15 protein-coding genes are annotated in these 16,023 nt (G+C 73.8%); 9 read left to right on the top strand and 6 right to left on the bottom strand.

Annotated elements, in window-relative coordinates; genetic code table 11:
• Positions 1–53 precede the first annotated feature (53 nt).
• From AC29IT_RS00250 to AC29IT_RS00235, 4 genes are all read left to right on the top strand, one after another.
• Positions 54–1,106 carry a hypothetical protein gene (locus tag AC29IT_RS00250; protein ID WP_488217388.1) on the top strand — a complete coding sequence of 351 codons (1,053 nt, stop codon included), beginning with the start codon at positions 54–56 and terminating at the stop codon, positions 1,104–1,106.
• A gap of 86 nt (positions 1,107–1,192) precedes the next feature.
• The gene (locus tag AC29IT_RS00245) at positions 1,193–1,501 is read left to right on the top strand and encodes a hypothetical protein (protein ID WP_488217387.1); all 309 of its coding nucleotides are present in this window, start codon (positions 1,193–1,195) and stop codon (positions 1,499–1,501) included.
• A gap of 35 nt (positions 1,502–1,536) precedes the next feature.
• Positions 1,537–2,796, top strand: coding sequence for a nucleotide sugar dehydrogenase (locus AC29IT_RS00240; RefSeq protein WP_488217897.1), 1,260 nt, complete (start codon positions 1,537–1,539; stop codon positions 2,794–2,796).
• 134 nt (positions 2,797–2,930) lie between these two features.
• The gene (locus AC29IT_RS00235; protein ID WP_358435871.1) at positions 2,931–3,464 is read left to right on the top strand and encodes an EF-hand domain-containing protein; all 534 of its coding nucleotides are present in this window, start codon (positions 2,931–2,933) and stop codon (positions 3,462–3,464) included.
• 111 nt (positions 3,465–3,575) lie between these two features.
• On the opposite strand, the gene AC29IT_RS00230 is transcribed toward AC29IT_RS00235, so the two are convergent.
• From AC29IT_RS00230 to AC29IT_RS00205, 6 genes are read right to left on the bottom strand one after another with little or no spacing between them, the layout of a single operon-like run.
• Positions 3,576–4,004, bottom strand: coding sequence for a DUF6917 domain-containing protein (locus AC29IT_RS00230; RefSeq protein ID WP_488217386.1), 429 nt, complete (start codon positions 4,002–4,004; stop codon positions 3,576–3,578).
• Complete coding sequence (locus AC29IT_RS00225; RefSeq protein WP_488217385.1) at positions 4,001–4,954, bottom strand: Gfo/Idh/MocA family protein; 954 nt, start codon at positions 4,952–4,954, stop codon at positions 4,001–4,003. Before AC29IT_RS00225 ends, AC29IT_RS00230 begins: the two co-directional genes overlap by 4 nt.
• The gene (locus AC29IT_RS00220; protein WP_488217384.1) at positions 4,951–6,075 is read right to left on the bottom strand and encodes an Ldh family oxidoreductase; all 1,125 of its coding nucleotides are present in this window, start codon (positions 6,073–6,075) and stop codon (positions 4,951–4,953) included. Before AC29IT_RS00220 ends, AC29IT_RS00225 begins: the two co-directional genes overlap by 4 nt.
• A complete protein-coding gene (locus AC29IT_RS00215) occupies positions 6,075–7,367 on the bottom strand; it encodes a M20/M25/M40 family metallo-hydrolase (protein ID WP_358435860.1) in 1,293 nt (430 codons plus the stop codon). Before AC29IT_RS00215 ends, AC29IT_RS00220 begins: the two co-directional genes overlap by 1 nt.
• On the bottom strand, positions 7,367–8,242 hold the full coding sequence (locus AC29IT_RS00210; RefSeq protein ID WP_488217383.1) for a sugar phosphate isomerase/epimerase family protein: 876 nt from the start codon (positions 8,240–8,242) through the stop codon (positions 7,367–7,369). The genes AC29IT_RS00215 and AC29IT_RS00210 overlap by 1 nt, the downstream gene beginning before the upstream one ends.
• Positions 8,232–9,287, bottom strand: coding sequence for a Gfo/Idh/MocA family oxidoreductase (locus tag AC29IT_RS00205; protein ID WP_488217382.1), 1,056 nt, complete (start codon positions 9,285–9,287; stop codon positions 8,232–8,234). The genes AC29IT_RS00210 and AC29IT_RS00205 overlap by 11 nt, the downstream gene beginning before the upstream one ends.
• Before the next feature lie 428 nt (positions 9,288–9,715).
• Here AC29IT_RS00205 and AC29IT_RS00200 point away from each other — a divergent pair, with 428 nt between their 5' ends.
• The 5 genes from AC29IT_RS00200 to AC29IT_RS00180 are packed head-to-tail and all read left to right on the top strand — an operon-like array spanning position 9,716 to position 16,003.
• Positions 9,716–10,918, top strand: a complete 1,203-nt coding sequence (locus AC29IT_RS00200; protein WP_358435904.1) for a DegT/DnrJ/EryC1/StrS family aminotransferase — start codon at positions 9,716–9,718, stop codon at positions 10,916–10,918.
• Positions 10,918–12,102: a DegT/DnrJ/EryC1/StrS family aminotransferase gene (locus AC29IT_RS00195; RefSeq protein ID WP_358435853.1), complete on the top strand. Its 1,185-nt coding sequence runs from the start codon at positions 10,918–10,920 to the stop codon at positions 12,100–12,102. Before AC29IT_RS00200 ends, AC29IT_RS00195 begins: the two co-directional genes overlap by 1 nt.
• Positions 12,092–13,075 carry a UbiA family prenyltransferase gene (locus AC29IT_RS00190; RefSeq protein WP_358435851.1) on the top strand — a complete coding sequence of 328 codons (984 nt, stop codon included), beginning with the start codon at positions 12,092–12,094 and terminating at the stop codon, positions 13,073–13,075. Before AC29IT_RS00195 ends, AC29IT_RS00190 begins: the two co-directional genes overlap by 11 nt.
• The gene (locus AC29IT_RS00185) at positions 13,072–14,442 is read left to right on the top strand and encodes a protoporphyrinogen/coproporphyrinogen oxidase (protein ID WP_358435848.1); all 1,371 of its coding nucleotides are present in this window, start codon (positions 13,072–13,074) and stop codon (positions 14,440–14,442) included. Before AC29IT_RS00190 ends, AC29IT_RS00185 begins: the two co-directional genes overlap by 4 nt.
• A 1-nt stretch (position 14,443) precedes the next feature.
• The gene (locus AC29IT_RS00180) at positions 14,444–16,003 is read left to right on the top strand and encodes a class I adenylate-forming enzyme family protein (RefSeq protein ID WP_358435901.1); all 1,560 of its coding nucleotides are present in this window, start codon (positions 14,444–14,446) and stop codon (positions 16,001–16,003) included.
• The last annotated feature ends 20 nt before the right edge of the window (positions 16,004–16,023 follow it).

Raw genomic sequence — 16,023 nt, 5'->3', positions numbered from 1 at the left:
CCCGAGTTCCCGCGGGCCGAATTCACGCATTCCACGAACAACGAGGAGGTGAGATGTCGCGTCCACGATCCGTTCCGAATCGGTTCCGGTCCCGAATCGCGCGGGCCGGGCGGACACCGCGCTCCGCGGTGCTGTCCTGCTGCGGGCTGGTGCTGCTCGCACCCCTGCTCACGTCCGCGTACGTCCCGCCTCGGCAGGACGCGGCGGCCGACTCGGGCAGGGCCGACATCCCCTGGGTCCCGGACGACGACGTCCCCGGCATCGGGGGCCCGGGGTGGCCCGGCGAGCACCCGGCGCTGTCGCTGCGCACCACCACCGCCCCGCGCGCCGCCCACCCCGGCGACCCGCTCACCCAGACCGCCGTCGTCACCAACACCGGGGACGCCGCGCTGTTCGGCACCGTGGTGAGCCTCGGCGCCGGACCGTGCCACGACGTGGTGGGCGGGCTCCACCCCGGCGATGCGCGCACCGTCACCTGCGACGGAACGGCACCGGCGGACGGCGAGGTGACGGCCCGCGCCGTCGGCATGACCTACACCGGCTTCGCCACCACCGCCCGCGCCACCGCGCAGGTCGACCGGCCCGCACCACCGGCCGAGCCCTCGGTCTCGCTGGAGATCCTGCCCGTGCGGGACGGCGCCGTGCCGGTGCGGGTGCGCAACACCTCCACCGTCCCGCTGCTGGACGTGGCGGTCACCGGGGAACCACCGGCCTGCCGCCGCTCCCTCGGCACGCTGGAACCGGGCGCGGAGACCACCTACACCTGCCCCGCGCGGCCCGGCGAGGTCGTGCGGCTGGCGGTCAGCGCGCGCTCGCTGGCAGGTCAGGTCACCGCCGCGGACGCGACCCTGGTGCTGCCACCGGCACCACCGCCAGCGCCATCGCCACCGGTGCCGCCCGCCGAACCGGCACCCGCCGTGCCGGCACCGCCGCCCGCGGCACGCCCGGCACCACCCCCGCTCGAACCCGCCGTCGAGGAGCTCGCCGACTCGGCGGGCCCCCGCGAATCCCCGGCGCAGACCGCCGGGTTCATCGCGGTGCTCGGCGTGCTGGTGATGATGGTCAGCGTCGGCGCGCTGTCCTCCGCCACCCGCCCGAGCAAGTGATCCCCGCGCACCCACCAGCACCGGACATTCCGCTTTCCGGGCCACGCCGGGGCGCACCACGTCGACTCCGAACAGGAACCCCCACCATGCGCACGAACGCTCGACTGCTCTTCGCGGCCGCCGCCGCGGTGCTCGCCACCGCCCTCCCGGCGAGCACCGCGGGCGCCGCCACAACCGGGCAGGTCCTGGTGTTCAGCACCGAACTCCAACCGGTGGACAGCTACGACGCGCCGAGCGGCTGCTACCGCGCGCCGCTGGCCGCGCACGTGCTGATCAACGACACGGACGAGCCGGTGCGGATCTACGGCGACCCGCTGTGCCTGACGGCGAGCCTCGTCGTCCAGCCCGGGCACGGCGCGCACGTGCCGCCCGGCACCGGCAGCTTCTCGGCGTGACCTCCGGGAACGCCGCGGACGCCGGACACCGGGACATGCCGCGGGATCTCGTCGTGGTCGGGCTCGGCTACGTCGGCCTTCCGCTCGCGGCCGCCGCCTGCGCGGCCGGCCTGCGCACCGTCGGGCTGGACGTCTCCGCGGAGGTCGTGGCCGGGCTCGGCGCGGGCCGCTCGCACGTCGGTGACGTGCCGAGCGGCGCGGTCGCCGAGATGGTCGCCGCCGGGTTCACCGCCACCACCGATCCGGACGTGCTCACCACCGCGGACACGATCGTGCTCTGCCTGCCCACCGGGTTGTCCGCGACGGGCGAACCCGACCTGAGCGCGGTGCGGGCCGCGGCGCACACCGCCGCCTCCCGGCTGCGGCCGGGCACGCTGGTGGTGCTGGAGTCCACCAGCCATCCCGGTACCACCGAGGAGGTCGTGCGGCCCATCCTGGAACGCGGCAGCGGACTGCGGGTCGGTGAGGACTTCCACCTCGTCTACTCGCCGGAGCGGATCGATCCGGGCAACGAGCGGTTCGCCATGCAGAACACCCCGAAGATCATCAGCGGTTGCACGCCGTTGTGCGCCAAGCACGGCGTCGCGTTCTACGGCCGCTTCGTCGACTCGCTCGTCGTCTCCCGCGGCACGCGGGAGGCCGAGATGGCGAAGTTGCTGGAGAACAGCTACCGGTACGTGAACATCGCGCTGGTCAACGAGGTCGCGCTGTTCTGCGACCGGATGGGCATCGACGTGTGGGACGTGCTGCACTGCGCGGGCACCAAGCCGTTCGGCTTCGCCCCCTTCCAGCCCGGCCCGGGCGTCGGCGGGCACTGCATCCCGGTGGACCCGCGCTACCTGGAGAGCAAGGCCCGCAGCGCCGGTTTCACCTTCGGCACGCTGTCCGCGGCGCGCGCCGTGAACGAGCGGATGCCCTCGCACGTGGTGCTGCGCGCGGCGGAACTGCTCGGTGGGCGCGGCCGGATGCTCTCCGGGTCCCGGGTGCTGCTGCTGGGGGTCGCGTACAAGCGGGACGTCGCCGACACCCGCGAGTCCCCGGCCTACCCGATCGCCCGCGGGCTGCTCGCCCAGGGCGCCGAGGTGTCCTACCACGATCCGAGGGTCGCCGAGTTCCACGTGGACGGGCATCCCCTCCGCAGAGCGCTCGAGCTCGCGGAGGCGCTGGCCGCCGCGGATCTGGTGGTCCTGCTGCAGGACCACTCCTGCTACGACCTCGTCGAGCTCTCCTCGTCGGGCTGCCTGCTGCTGGACACCCGGGGGAAGTCCGCGGGGACCGCGGTGACGCTGCTCTGACGTCTCCGGCCGGTTTCCACCGGCCGCATCGAGAAGAACTTGCGCGGTGCTTCGGCTCCGCGCGGGCCGGCCACCCCGATTCCGCGGGGCGGACGGAATTTCCTGTTCACCCATACACAGCTAGGAGGATGGCCATGAGCACGGCTATCGCGAACGACCGCCTGCGCAAGCGCTTCGCCAAGTGGGACCTGGACGGCAGCGGCAGCCTGGAGCGCAACGACTTCGTCCAGGAAGCCGAGAAGATCGCGCGTGCGTTCGACACGAGCGCCCAGAGCCCCCAGGCGCAGCTGCTGCGCGAGGCGTTCACCACGATGTTCGACCACCTGGCGAGCCGGGCCGGCCAGGCGCCCACGGGTTCGCTGTCGGAGGAGCAGTTCCTCCAGGTCGCCGAAGGAATGGTCACCCCGGGTGGCGAGGCCGACTTCGACCGGGTCATGCGCCCGGTGGTGCAGGGCATCGTCGGCCTGTGCGACAAGAACGACGACGGCGTGATCGACGCGGGCGAGTTCGCGTCCTGGCTGACCGCGGTCGGCGTGGACCGCTCGCAGGCCGCCTCCGCGTTCGTCGACATCGACACCAATGGCGACGGTGAGCTCTCGCTGGAGGAGCTGCTCGCCTCGGTGCGCGACTTCCACTTCGGCCGGTCGGACGTCGAGCTGCTGGGCTGATCCGCAGCGCGCGACAAGCGGCCGGTGACCACCCTCCCCTCGCGGAATGGTCACCGGCCGCCGTGTCGTTCCGGCCGTGCGCCGGAGTCGCCGCTCCAGCGGGTCAGCGGGTCAGCACCGTTCGGGGACCACCACCGCCGCTTGCTCGAAGGTGAGCGTCTGCTCCGGGAACAGGTCGAGGTCCGCACCGGTCCACGGGATTTCGGTGCGCACCAGGACGTTGTAGTGGTTCGGGTGGTGGCAGGCGTCGAAGCCGAGCACGGTGCCGACCACCCGCCCGCCGATGTGCAGCTCGTCGCCGCGGTCGAGCACGCCGGCGCAGCCGAACTCGGCGAAGCCGAGGAACCCGACGCGGTCCACGCGGGCGCCCGGGGCGGTGTCGGCGTGGTCGGTGGTGACGAGCTCGTGCACCTCCCCCGCCCGGATGCAGCGGCTGGCGTGCGGTTCGAGCGACATGCCCCGTTCGGTACGGCGGTGCCGCAGCACCTTGACGACGGTGGCGTGCAGCCCGCGTTTGCGGCCGTCTTCGTGCGGGTTCATCCCGAGCCCTCCTCGTTGGACGCGGCGTCCAGGAATTCGGTGCGGTAGACCGCGTCGACCAGTTCCAGCGCGGGCAACCCGCCGTCGGGACGCCGGTCGGCGGCGGTGTTGCCGGCGTCGAGCACGGCGCCGAAGTCGGCGAGGATGCCTTCGTACTCGTGCCACAGGGAGGTCTTGAACCCGTGGTGGCCGTGCAGCATGTCGGCGCGGTGCGCGCTGCCGTCGGCGCAGCGGATCTCGACGTCCTTGGTCTCGCCGGGGTGCGACCAGTCGAGTTCGACGACGGCGGGAACCCCGGTGGCGGAGCGCAGTTCGACGACGGCCTGCCGGTCGAGTCCCACGTCGTCGCGGTGCACGGTGACCGCGGCCGGTTCGACGTCGCCGAGGAACAGCCGCACCAGGTCGAAGGCGTTCGGTCCGTTGTCGGCGACGCACCCGCCGCCGCAGCGGTCCGGGTCGAGGTACCAGGTGTCGCCGCCGATGTGCTCTTCGATGCGTTCGAGGTAGCGCACGGTCATCGCCTCGATGGGGCCGTGGCCGCGGAGTTCCTCGCGCAGCCGCAGCACGTTGTCGTTGTAGCGGCGGTGGAACGCGGTGAACAGCGGCGCGGTGACCGAGGCGAGCGCGGTGAGCGCCCGGGCGTCGGCGAGGTCGATGGCGAGCGGTTTCTCCACGCACACCGGGATTCCGGCCCGCAGCGCGTCGCGGCTGATGTCCGCGTGCACGTCGTTGGGCACGACCACGATCACCGCGTCCGGGGCGGTCTCGGCGAGCAGGTCGCCGTGGTCCCGGAAGACCGGTAGCCGGTCGCGGTGCGCGGCCAGCGCGGAGTCGTCCACGTCGCAGACGGCGGCGAGTTCCCAGCCGGGCAGCGCGTCCAGCGCGGCCAGGTAGTACCGGGAGATGGCGCCGAGCCCGATCACGGCGGCGCGGCGCGGCGCGGCGCTCACCGCACACCTCCGTCCACTTCGGACTCGTCGAAGCCGAGCTCGACGAGGTCGCGGTGCACCGGAGTGCGCAGCGGCACCCCGTCCCGGCGGCGCCGCGCGGCGCGTTCCGCCTCGTGCCAGCCGGGATAGCGCACCGGGTCCTCGGCCGCGGGCGGGCAGTCCAGCAGGGTGCCGAACAGGCTCCGCGCGTCCGCGGTGAACGCACCGCCGGGGCGCAGCAGGTCGGGTGCGATGGCCAGCACGAAGTAGCCGATGTCGTCGTCGCGCCCGTGCGGCCCGCCGTCGCCGTCCAGCGCGGCCGGGGCGGGGCCGACACCGGCGCCGGGCAGCAGCGCGGAGAGCACTTCGACGACGAGTCCGAGCCCGAAGCCCTTGTGCGCGCCGGTCGCCGAGTCGCCGCCGAGCCAGCGCAGGTGCGCGCCGCCGCGGTCGAACTCGGCCGGGTCGGTGACGGGGTGCCCGGTGTCGTCGTCGAGCCATCCGGGCGGGATGCGCTCGCCGTCGGCGGCCGCGATCCGGACCTTGCCGGTGGGCACCGCGGTGGTGCTCATGTCCAGCACGAACGGGTGGCCGTCGAGGGCGGGGGCGGCGACGGCGATCGGGTTGGTGCCGAGCATCGCGAGCGCGCCGAGCGGTGGCCGGGCGATCCGCTGCGAGCCGCAGTTGCTGGCGACGATGCCGATCAGGCCGCGTTCGGCGGCGCGGGCGGCGTGGAACCCCGCGCAGCCGAAGTGCGTGCCACCGCGCACCGACACCAGGCCGACGCCGTGCACCTGGGCGCGGTCGGCCGCGTCGTCGACGGCTTCGGCGGCGGCCCACAGGCCGAGCGCTCGGTGCGCGTCGCGCACGGCGCAGGCGCCGAGGTCGAGCCGCGTGGTCGGCTCCGCGGTGGGGTCCACCCGCCCGGAGCGCAGCTGCGGCAGGTAGAGCCGGGTGAGGTTGAACAGGCCGTGCGAGTCGAATCCGCACAGATCTCCGTGGCACAGCGCCTCCGCGGCGAGGCGCGCCCGGTGATCGGGTATCCCGTGCTCGGCGAACAGCCGCGCGGTGAACGCGTGCAGCCGCGCGTAGGACACCGTCGTTCGTTCCCCGGAGTGTGCGATCTCCGGCAGCAGCGTCATCAGGTGATCTCCTTCCCGGCACCGCCGTGGTGCCGCTTGGTGAACTCGGTGAGCACCGCCGCGACGGCGAGGGCGAAGTCGCGGAGTTCGGCGACGTCGGCGTGTTCGCCGTCGGCGTGCGCGTGGTTCGCCTCCAGCGATCCGGGGCCGAGGACGGCGGTGCGGGTGTCGGGGATGCCGTGCATCCAGATGGCGTCGCAGGTGAACGCGGGCAGCTCGTCGGGCCAGCGCGGGATGCCCGCGGCGGCGAACAGTTCGGCCACGTCCTGCTGGTCGGGCAGGCAGGGCAGGCCGCGCTTGAGCCAGTCGACGCGGGTGATGCCCGCGGCCTGCGCGGCGGTGCGGGCGAATTCCCTGGTGTGCGCGAAGGTGTCGGTGAACTCGCGGACGCCGCTGCGCACCGCCTCCTCCAGCGCGCGTTCGGCGGCGGCGCCTTCGGCGGCGGTGGCGTAGGACAGGTTGAGCAGCAGTCCGCCGCTGCCGTAGACCCGGTTGTGCCGGTCTCCGGTGCGCAGGCCCGCGATGCAGCAGCGCCCCGGCCGGTCCTGCGGGTCGAGGTGGCGGGCGAGGTGCTGGGCGAGGAAACCGAGCAGCACGGTCGCGTTGTGCCCGGCGGCGGGCTCGTCGTCGATGGCGCCGTGCCCGTCGACCCGGATGTGCGCGGTCGCCGAGGCGGTGGACCGGGGCAGGTAGCGCAGCCCGGTCGGTTCGCAGAACACGTTGAGCGCGCCGACGTGCCCTGCTTCGACCAGCGGCCGGGTGCCGTAGGTGCCCATCGCGCCGCCTTCTTCCCCGGCGACGACCTGCACGAGCACCCCGACGTCCTGCCCCAGTTCGGGGTTGGTGACGCGGGCGGCGCGGATTCCGGCCAGCAGCGCCACGGCGGGTCCCTTGGCGTCGATGGCGCCGCGCCCGGTGATCCGCTCCGCGGTGCGGGTGACGGGTTCCAGCCCGCCGACGGTGTCCAGGTGCACGTTGAACATGACGGTGCGTTCCGGCGGCAGTTCCGGTCCGAGCCGCAGCACGAGGCTGGGCTGGTCGGCGAGGAAGTCCGGGTCGCGGGCCGCGTCGCGCACGGTGCGCGGCACGTCCTCGCGGTCCAGCACCGCGGGGTCGGGGGCCGCGTGGTGCGCGGTGCGGAACCCGATCCGCTCGGCCGCCGCGGCGTAGGCCCGCTGCGCCCGCCACATCCGGGAGGGCGGGGTGGCGCCTTCGAGCGGGTTCACGGTGGGCAGCCGCAGCAGGTCCACCAGCAGGTCCAGGTCACCGGGTTCGAGCGGTGCGGTGCCCATCAGGTCCGGCCGGGCGCGGTGACCGCGGTGTAGGGCGCGCTGAGCCGCCCCAGCAGCCGTTCGAGGGCGCGGCCCGCGTCGACGAACCGGTCGGCGGCGGTCTCGTCCGCGCGGACCCCGTGGTGCGGACGGGCGACCAGGTGCGGTTCGAGGGAGTAGGCCCCCTCGTAACCGGAGTTCAGCAGCAGCCGCAGGCAGTCGGCGACCCGCGCGGTGCCCTCCCCCGGTGGCACGTACATCACGGCGCCGGGTGAGCCGGTGGCGTCCTTGACGTGCACGTGCGCGACGTGGCCGATGAGCGGGCGCAGCAGTTCCGGGGCGCTGTAGCCGTGTTCGACGCCGTTGCCGGTGTCGAACAGCAGCCGCAGCGACGGGACTTCGGCGAGCAGCCGCAGCGTCCGGTCGGCGTCGGTGGCGGCCCAGCCGGCGCAGTTCTCGTGCAGCAGCGCGACACCGTGCTCGGCGGCGCGTTCGGCGAGCTTCGCGACGCGATCGCGCGCGCGGGCGCCCCACTCGGGTTCGGGCAGGCCGTCGTTCGGGTAGGACATGATGCGCACGTACCGGCTGCCGAGGTCGCGGCACTGCTCGGCGAGCACGTCGAGTTCGCGCAGGTCGTCGTCGAACGGGGCGGTGATGGGCCGGGCCCAGTTCCCGATCCGGGAGGCGAGGCACACCACGTCGAGCTCGGCGGCGCGGACCTGCCGCACGGTGCGGCGCAGGTCGGCTTCGTCGAGGTCGGCGAGCGGGACGCCGTCGACGGTGCGCAGTTCGATCGAGCGCCAGCCGAGCCTGCGGACGGCGGCGAGCTGCCCGGTCAGGTCCGCGGCGGCTTCGTCGCCGAGGCCGGCGAGCCGGGGGCGCGGGTCATCCTGCATGGTCTGCGGTCCTCCTCCGCTGTCGTGCGGGACCGGTCCGGTCCCGGCAGTGCTGCTTCGCCGCCCACAGCAGGCGGACCACGTCGCGGTGGATCGCGAAGTGCCCGGTGGCGGCGGATTCGGTTTCCGGTCCGATGGCCTTGAACCGGCGGTAGGTGCGCAGCGTGAACTCGGTGAGCGCGTCGTCGGGGAAAACCGACCGCTGTTCGTCGGCCCGCTGTACGTCGGCGCCGTGCACGGTCAGCTGCGCGTGGTGGTCCTGGTCGCTGAGCGGGTAGTGCCCGACGGCTCGGCCGCGTTCGAACGAGAGCTCCACGCTGCGTTCCCGCACCGGCGCGGTCAGGTCGGATTCGATGCTGGTGCGGACGCCGCCCGCGTGCCGCAGCGCGAGCCGCGCGCCGCCCATGCCGGGGATCAGCACCTCGCCGCAGCGCATGTCGGTGCAGTCGGCGTCGACGAGGTCGGCGGGCCCGGCCAGCCGCAGCGCGACGCCGAGCGAGTGCGGGACCTCCACGTCGAACGCGGTCGGGTGCCCGCCGGTGGCGGTGGAGTGGGTGAACCGGGGCTTGTGCTGCCGGAAGGAGATCTCCCGCAGCGGTCCCAGCGGCCGGTGCCGCACCAGGTCGTCGAGCCTGCGGGTGAGTTCGGCGTCGAGCCAGTGCGCGACGACCGCGAGCCGCAGCCCGTGCGCGGCCCGCAACCGTTCGACCTCGGCGAGCGCGGCGAGGTCGGGCGCGACGGGTTTCTCCACGATGATGCGGCGGAAGCCGAGTTCGGCGAGCTCGCGCAGCAGGGCGGTGCGCTCGGTGGGCGGGGTGCACAGGTGCACCACGGTGCGTCCGGGCGGGACCAGTTCGGCGGCGGCTCGGACCGATTCGGCGGCGGTGACCCCGGGCGGGACGCGGCGGGCCGCGGGCGCCGGGTCGCAGGCGACGATCGCGCCGGGGTGGAACAGGTCGCGGTCGAGTCTCCTGGCCTGCGCCAGGACGCGGAGGTGCAGCCCGGCGCCTGCGCGCCCGAGCCCGACCACGAGTGAGTGCAGCATCGTGCTCCGTTGCTCCAGAGGGGTTCGAGGTTGTTTCCGGGATTCCGGAGTCCGCCGCATGCCGGGGTTCGGACCGGGGGATCCCGGCCGGGTTTCGCCGTTCTCCGCGAATTCGTTCCCGCTTCCGCACCGGTTCCGGAGTTCACGCCTTTTCCCGAACCGTCCACACGGGACGGATCGGGCGACCATTCGGGATGCGTGGCGGAATGCAGGTCGGCGACCGCGCGGGGCCGCCGGAGGGCAAGACTAACGATTTCCCCGAACAGCCCAGGAACCGGGTCCGCGCGCCACCCGCAGGTGATCACCGGAAAGGATGAAAAACGCGCTTCACGTTCCGGTGGCCTTTCGGATCCGCGCGGCGTTCCGCTACTTTGCCTAGCCGAAGATCCCTCCCCATTTCCCAGGAGTTGACCGTCGTGTCCCGCGGTGTGCATGACACCGGGACGCGGGAATTATCGAGCCCGCCGGATTCGTCCGCGCCCGTTCCGTTCTTCTCGCAGGCCCGCACGTTCGACCGGCTCTGGCCGGCCATCAGCGACCGCGTCGAAGCGGTCTTCGACAACGGCAAGTTCTCCCACGGCAAGCAGGTCGCCGAGCTGGAACGGCGGCTCTGCGAGTACACCGGCGCGCGGTACGCGATCGGCGTGAACAGCGGGACGGACGCGCTGGTCCTGCTGCTGCGGGCGGTGGGGCTGCGGCCCGGGGACGAGGTGGTGGTCCCCGCCTACTCGTTCGTGGCGACCGCGAGTTCGGTGGTGCTGGCCGGGGGCCGCCCGGTGTTCGCCGACATCGACCCGGTGACCTATGCGCTGGACCCGGCCGAGGTGGAGCGGGTCGCGGGCCCGCGCACCCGGTTCGTGCTGCCCGCGCACCTGTTCTCGCAGATGGCGGACATGAGCGCGGTGTCCCGGGTCGCGGCGCGGCACGGGCTGGTGGTGCTGGAGGACAGCGCCGAGGCGATCGGGATGCGCCAGGTCGGAGTGCACGCCGGGCTGCACGGCGCGGGCGGCGTGCTCTCGTTCTTCCCGAGCAAGACGCTCGGCGCGATCGGCGACGCCGGGGCGGTGCTGACCGACGATCCGCGGACCGCGGAGCTGGTCGCGGGGCTGCGCCACCACGGGCGGTTCGGGCACACCCTGGACCACTTCCCCGGCATCTCCACCGAGACCGCCCGGCCGGGCACGAACAGCAAGATGGACGACATCCAGGCGGCGGTGCTGCTGGCGAAGCTGCCGGAGCTGGACCGGGACATCGCGCGCCGCGCCGAGCTGGCCGCCGCCTACCGGGAGCGGCTCGCGGACGTGCCGGGGATCGTGCGGCTGCCGGAGGTCCTCGACCGCGGCCCCGGCTCGACGAGCGCCTGGTACGTCTACCTGGTCGAGGTGGAGCGCCGCGACGAGCTGGTCGAGTGGCTGGCCCGCGCGGAAATCGGCACCGAAACCTACTACCCCATTCCGCTGCACCGGCAACCCTGCTTTTCGGCGGATTATTCCGCGAAGGTTCCGCTGCCCCACGCGGAAGCGGCGGCGCGGCGTGCGGTGGCCCTTCCGCTCTACCCGGACCTCACCCTCGGGCAACTCGATCGGGTGTGCTCGTCGATCCGCTCCTTCTATTCCGGGAGGCGCGCGTGATGCGTTCCGAGATTCCGTTCTTCCCGCCCGATCTGTTCGAAGACGATCGCAAGGTGATGCTCGATATCATCGGCGAGATCGGTCGGGATCCTCGACAGAAATTCATCCTCGGTGAACAAACCCGGGAATTCGAGGAGCTGCTGCGCGACGATCTCGGCGCCGCCGACGTCATCGCCTGCGGCAGCGGCACCACCGCGCTCGGGCTGGTGCTGCGCGCCGTGGACGTCGGCCCCGGTGACGAGGTCGTGGTGCCCGCGTTCGGGTGCGCCCCGCTGGCCGGTGCCGTGCTGGAGGTCGGCGCCGTCCCGGTGTTCGCCGACATCGACCCGCGCACCATGGTGCTCGACCCCGAGTCGGCGCGGCGGCACATCACCCACCGCACCAAGGCGCTGCTGCCCGCGCACATGTTCTCGATCATGGCCGACATGCCCCGGTTCACCGAGCTGGCCGCCGAGCACGGCCTGCGGCTGGTCGAGGATTCCGCGGTCGCCCAGGGCGCGGTGCTGCGCGGTACGCCCGCCGGGTTGTGGGGCGACGCGGGCGTCTACTCCTTCGTCCAGGTCAAGTCCTTCGGCATGCCCGGCGAAGGCGGCGCCGTCGTCACCCGCGACCCCGAGCTGGGGCAGCGGGTCCGGATGCTGCGCAACCACGGCCAGCAGGAGCGGTTCGTGCACCGCGTCGTCGGCACCAACAGCCGGTTCGACGAGATCCAGGCCGCGTTCCAGCGCTACCGGTACCCGGGCCTGCCCGCCCGGCTCCGGCGGCGTGCCGAGATCGCCGAGCACTACACGGAGCGCTTCGCCCCGCTCGCCGAGCACGGCGTGCACCCGCCACCACCGGGCCGCGAGGGCCGCTGCCACTACGTGTACTGCCTGCTCGCCGAGGAACGCGACGCGCTGCGGGAATACCTCGTCGAGCACGGGATCGGCTCGCACGTGTACTACCCGCTGGCGCTGCCGCACCAGGCCGCGTTCCGGCCCTGGGCACCCGTGGACGAGCACTGGCCGAACGCCGAGCGGGCCAGCGCCCGCATCATCGCCCTCCCGATCTACCCGCACCTCACCGACGGGGACGTGACCCGGATCGCCGACGCGGTCTGCGAGTTCGCCCGCCACCGCCCGCGCGCGCAGGCGCCGGGCACCAGCCAGTCCGGAACAGGAGCAGCACGACACGATGACCAGTGACCTGCACGCCGCCCCCGAACGCACCGGGGCAGGCAGGCCGGAGAGCAAGGCCCGCACCTTCGCCCGCCTGGGCAAGCTCGACGTCTACGACTACTACCTCAGCGTGTTCGTGGTCGGCGCGGCCGCGCTGCCCGCCGCCGGGTTCGCCGCGGGCGCCGAGGCGCTGCCGATGCTGCTGCTGTTCCTGCTCGGCGAGGTCTGCACCCTGGTGGCGCTGGTGTCGTTCGACGACGTGACGGGGTTCCGCGACGGCAGCGACATCGCCAACTACGGGCCGAACGATCCGCTGCGCAAGAAGCTGCGCAAACCGCTGGTCTCCGGCGCGCTGACCGAGCGGGAGGCGCTGGGCTTCGGCTGGGCCGCCGCCGGGTGCGGGGCGCTGCTGTGGCTGGCGGCCGCCGTCGTCGCCCCGCACCGTCCGATGTGGACGATCGTGGTGATCGCGGTGACCTTCGTGATCGCGCTGCAGTACTCCTACGGGCTCAAGCTCAGCTACCACGGCTTCCAGGAGGCGTTCCTCGTCGCGCTGGGCACCGTGCTGGTGCTCGCCCCGTACGGGCTGGCGACCGGCGAGTTCTCCGGGTTCGTGCTGGTGCAGGCGGTGCTGTTCGGCCTCGGGCCGCTCATGTTCGGGGTGTACTCCAACACCAACGACGTCGCGGGCGACCGGGCGGTGGGCCGGCCGACGGTGGCGGCGCTGACCTCGCCGCGCGGCAACGCGCTGTTCATCGGGGCGCTGTCGCTGGGCGAGTTCCTGCTGTGCCTGGGCGCGTCGGTCAGCGGGGTGGCGCCGTGGTGGTTCGCGGTGCTGCTGCTGCCCGGCAACGCGCTGCGCGCCCGGCAGTACCAGCTCGGGTTCCGCGCCGGTGACATCATGCGCGCCCGCAGGCTCGGGTTCCGGGTGCACCGGCTGTACGTGGTGCTGCTGGTCGCGGCGAACCTGCTCGCGGCGTTCGGGGGTGCCACCGGATGAGCGACGAGCTGGACGTAGCCGTGGTGGGTGCGGGCATGGCCGGGCTCACCGCCGCCACCGAGCTGACCCGCGCCGGGCTCGACGTCCGCGTGTACGAGGCCGCCGAGCACGTCGGCGGACGCACCGCGAGCGCCCGCGTCGACGGGTACACCATCGACACCGGCGCCGAGCAGCTGTCGCCCCGCGGCTACCGCGCGACGTGGGAGCTGCTGGCCCGGGTCGGCGTCGAGGACCACGAGATCCCGCTGATCAGCAGCCCGATCTCGATGTGGCGGGACGGCCGCGCGCACCCCGGGGTCGCCGAACCGCGCGGGCTGCTCACCGGTGCCGGGCTGTCCCCGCTGGCCCGGGTGGACCTGGCCCGGTTCCAGATGTGGCTGTCCCGCCGCCGCGGCGAGTTCGCCACCGACGACCCGCAGCACACCCCGCTGGCCGACAGCTCCGTCGCCGACTTCGCCCGCCGGTACCACCCGGACCTGCACGACTACCTGCTGCAACCCGTCGCGGGCACCTTCTTCGGCTGGGACACCGAACGGTCCTCGGCGGCGGTGATGGTGTCGCTGCTGCTGGCGGTCGGCGACGCGTCGAACTGGCGGACCTACCGCGGCGGCATGGACACCTTGGCGCGGCGGCTCGCCGCCGGGCTGGACGTGCGGACCGGGCAGCGGGTGCACCAGGTCGTCTCCACCGGCTCCGCGGCCCGGCTGCACGTCGGCGACGAGGTGGTGGCGGCGCGCGCGGTGCTGCTGTGCGTGCCCGCACCGGTCGCCGCGCGGCTGCACCCGGGCGCACCGGAAGCGGAGGCGGCGTACCTGGAGGCCTGCACGTTCACCCCGGCGCTGAAGGTGAGCTGCCTGCTGGACCGGCCGCTGGCGCCGGAGCACGGCGCCCCGCCGTACGTGCTGCTCACCCCGGAGGCCGAGGACGAGGTGCTCTCGGCGATCCTGTTCGACCACCAGAAGCATCCGGACCGGGCACCGGCCGGCGCGGGACTGCTCACGCTGATGCCGAACGCGCGCACCACGGCGGGCCTGCTGGACCTGCCGGACGAGGAGGTCGTGGCGCGGCTGACCGGTGCCGCGGCCCGATACCTGCCGGAGCTGCTCGCGGCGAACCGCCGCAACTTCGTGCACCGCCACCCGCACGGCCTGCCGGAGGCCACCCCGCAGGCGCTGGGCCTGCGGTCCCGGTTCATGGCGCGCCGCTTGCGCCCCGTCGACTACGCCGGGGACTGGGTGATGCTGCGCCCCGCCAGCGAGGGCGCGGTGCGTTCCGGCGCGCTGGCCGCCTCCCGGGTGCTGAGCAGGCTGCGCGCCCCGTTGAGCATTCCGACCCAGGCGAGGAGCCGACGCATTGAAACCGCATGACATGGGCGTCCTGTTCGACGAGTGCGCGCGGCGCGGCACCGCGACGGCGGTGCGGCTGGACCGGCCGTTCGACATCGCGCCGGACGGCGGCTCGTCCTACGGGGTCGCGGAGCTCGCCGACCTGGTGCGGACCGCGGCCGGGTGGCTCGCGGCGGCCGGTGCGGGGCGCGGGGACCGGGTGGCGATCGTCAAGGAGAACCACTGGGACTACGACCTGCTGGCGTGCGCGGCGGTGCGGATCGGGGCGGTGCCCGCGCAGCTGTCCGCGGAGCTGTCGACGACGGCGCTGGAGCAGCTGCTCAAGCGGCTGGACGCGGCGGTGCTGGTGACCTCCGGTGCGCTGGTGCGGCGGTGCGCGGAGCAGGGCCTGGACCTGGTGTCCGCCGCGCGCACCGCGCTGCTGCTCGACGGGGAGGCGCCGGGCGCGGTGCGGCTGGACGAGGTGCGCGGCCGGTCCGCTCCGGCGCCGCGGCTGCGCCCGGACGACGCACCGCTGGTCATCAACCACACCTCGGGGACGACGGGCGTGCCGAAGCTGGTGGTGCACTCCACCCGCACGATCATCGGGCAGCTGGCGCGGTTCGAGTCGAATCCGGTGCCGGTGATCGGGGTGCGCCCCGACGACGTGGTGGTCAACGCGAGTTCCTACGCGCACGGCCGGACGTTCTGCTGGACCGCGGTGGCGCTGAGCAGGCAGCCGCGCGAGCTGGTGGTGCTCAGCTCGGCCGATCCGGACCGGGTCGATCCGGTGCTGCGCGCCTACCCGCCGACGATCGTGGAGGCGCTGCCCGCGTCCTACGTGCGGTTCCGGGCGCTGACCGAGCGGCTGGACAACCCGTTCCGCCGGGTGCGGCTGTTCATCAGCACCTACGACGCGGTGCACCCGCCGACGATCCGCGCCTACCTGCACGCCTCCGCGCACCGGCGTCCGCTGTGGATGCAGGGCTGGGGGCAGACGGAGACGGGGCCGCTGACGTTCCGCTTCCACACCAGGCGTTCCGCTGCCGGGGCGCGGAACCTGGGCCGCCCGATCCCGGTGAAGACGCGGCTGCGGGTCGTGGACCCGGACACCTTCGAGCCGGTGCCGCGCGGCACGCCGGGCCTGGTGTTCGCGCGGACCGCGGCGCGCTGCCTGGACTACGCGGGCGAATCGGAGCGCTGGGCGGCGAAGGCGCGCGGGCCGTGGTGGAACACCGGTGACATCGGCGTGCACCACCGGGACGGCCACGTGTCGCTGCTGGACCGCGAGGTGGACCGGACGCCGCGGCTGAGCTGCCTGGGGACCGAGGACGTGCTGGAGGACCGGCTGCCGCAGGCGCTGGAGTGCGTGCTGCTGGGCCGTCCCGGCGACCTCCCGCTGCCGGTGGTGGTGACCGCGGACGGAGCGCTGCCGAGCGGAGCGTGGCGCCGCGCGATCCGCGGACTGCCCGCGCTGGCCGAACCGGTGGTGCTGACGTGGGATGCGGTGCCGCGCACCGGTACCGGGAAGGTCCGGCGCGCCCTGCTGCTGGAGCGGCTCACCGGGAACACCGACACGCCCGGATCCGGCCGGTGGACGTGACGGTCCGGACGCGCGGAGGA

The sequence above is a fragment of the Saccharopolyspora sp. MMCC62 genome, assembly GCF_057736575.1.
This window is presented reverse-complemented; position numbering and strand designations above follow the sequence as displayed.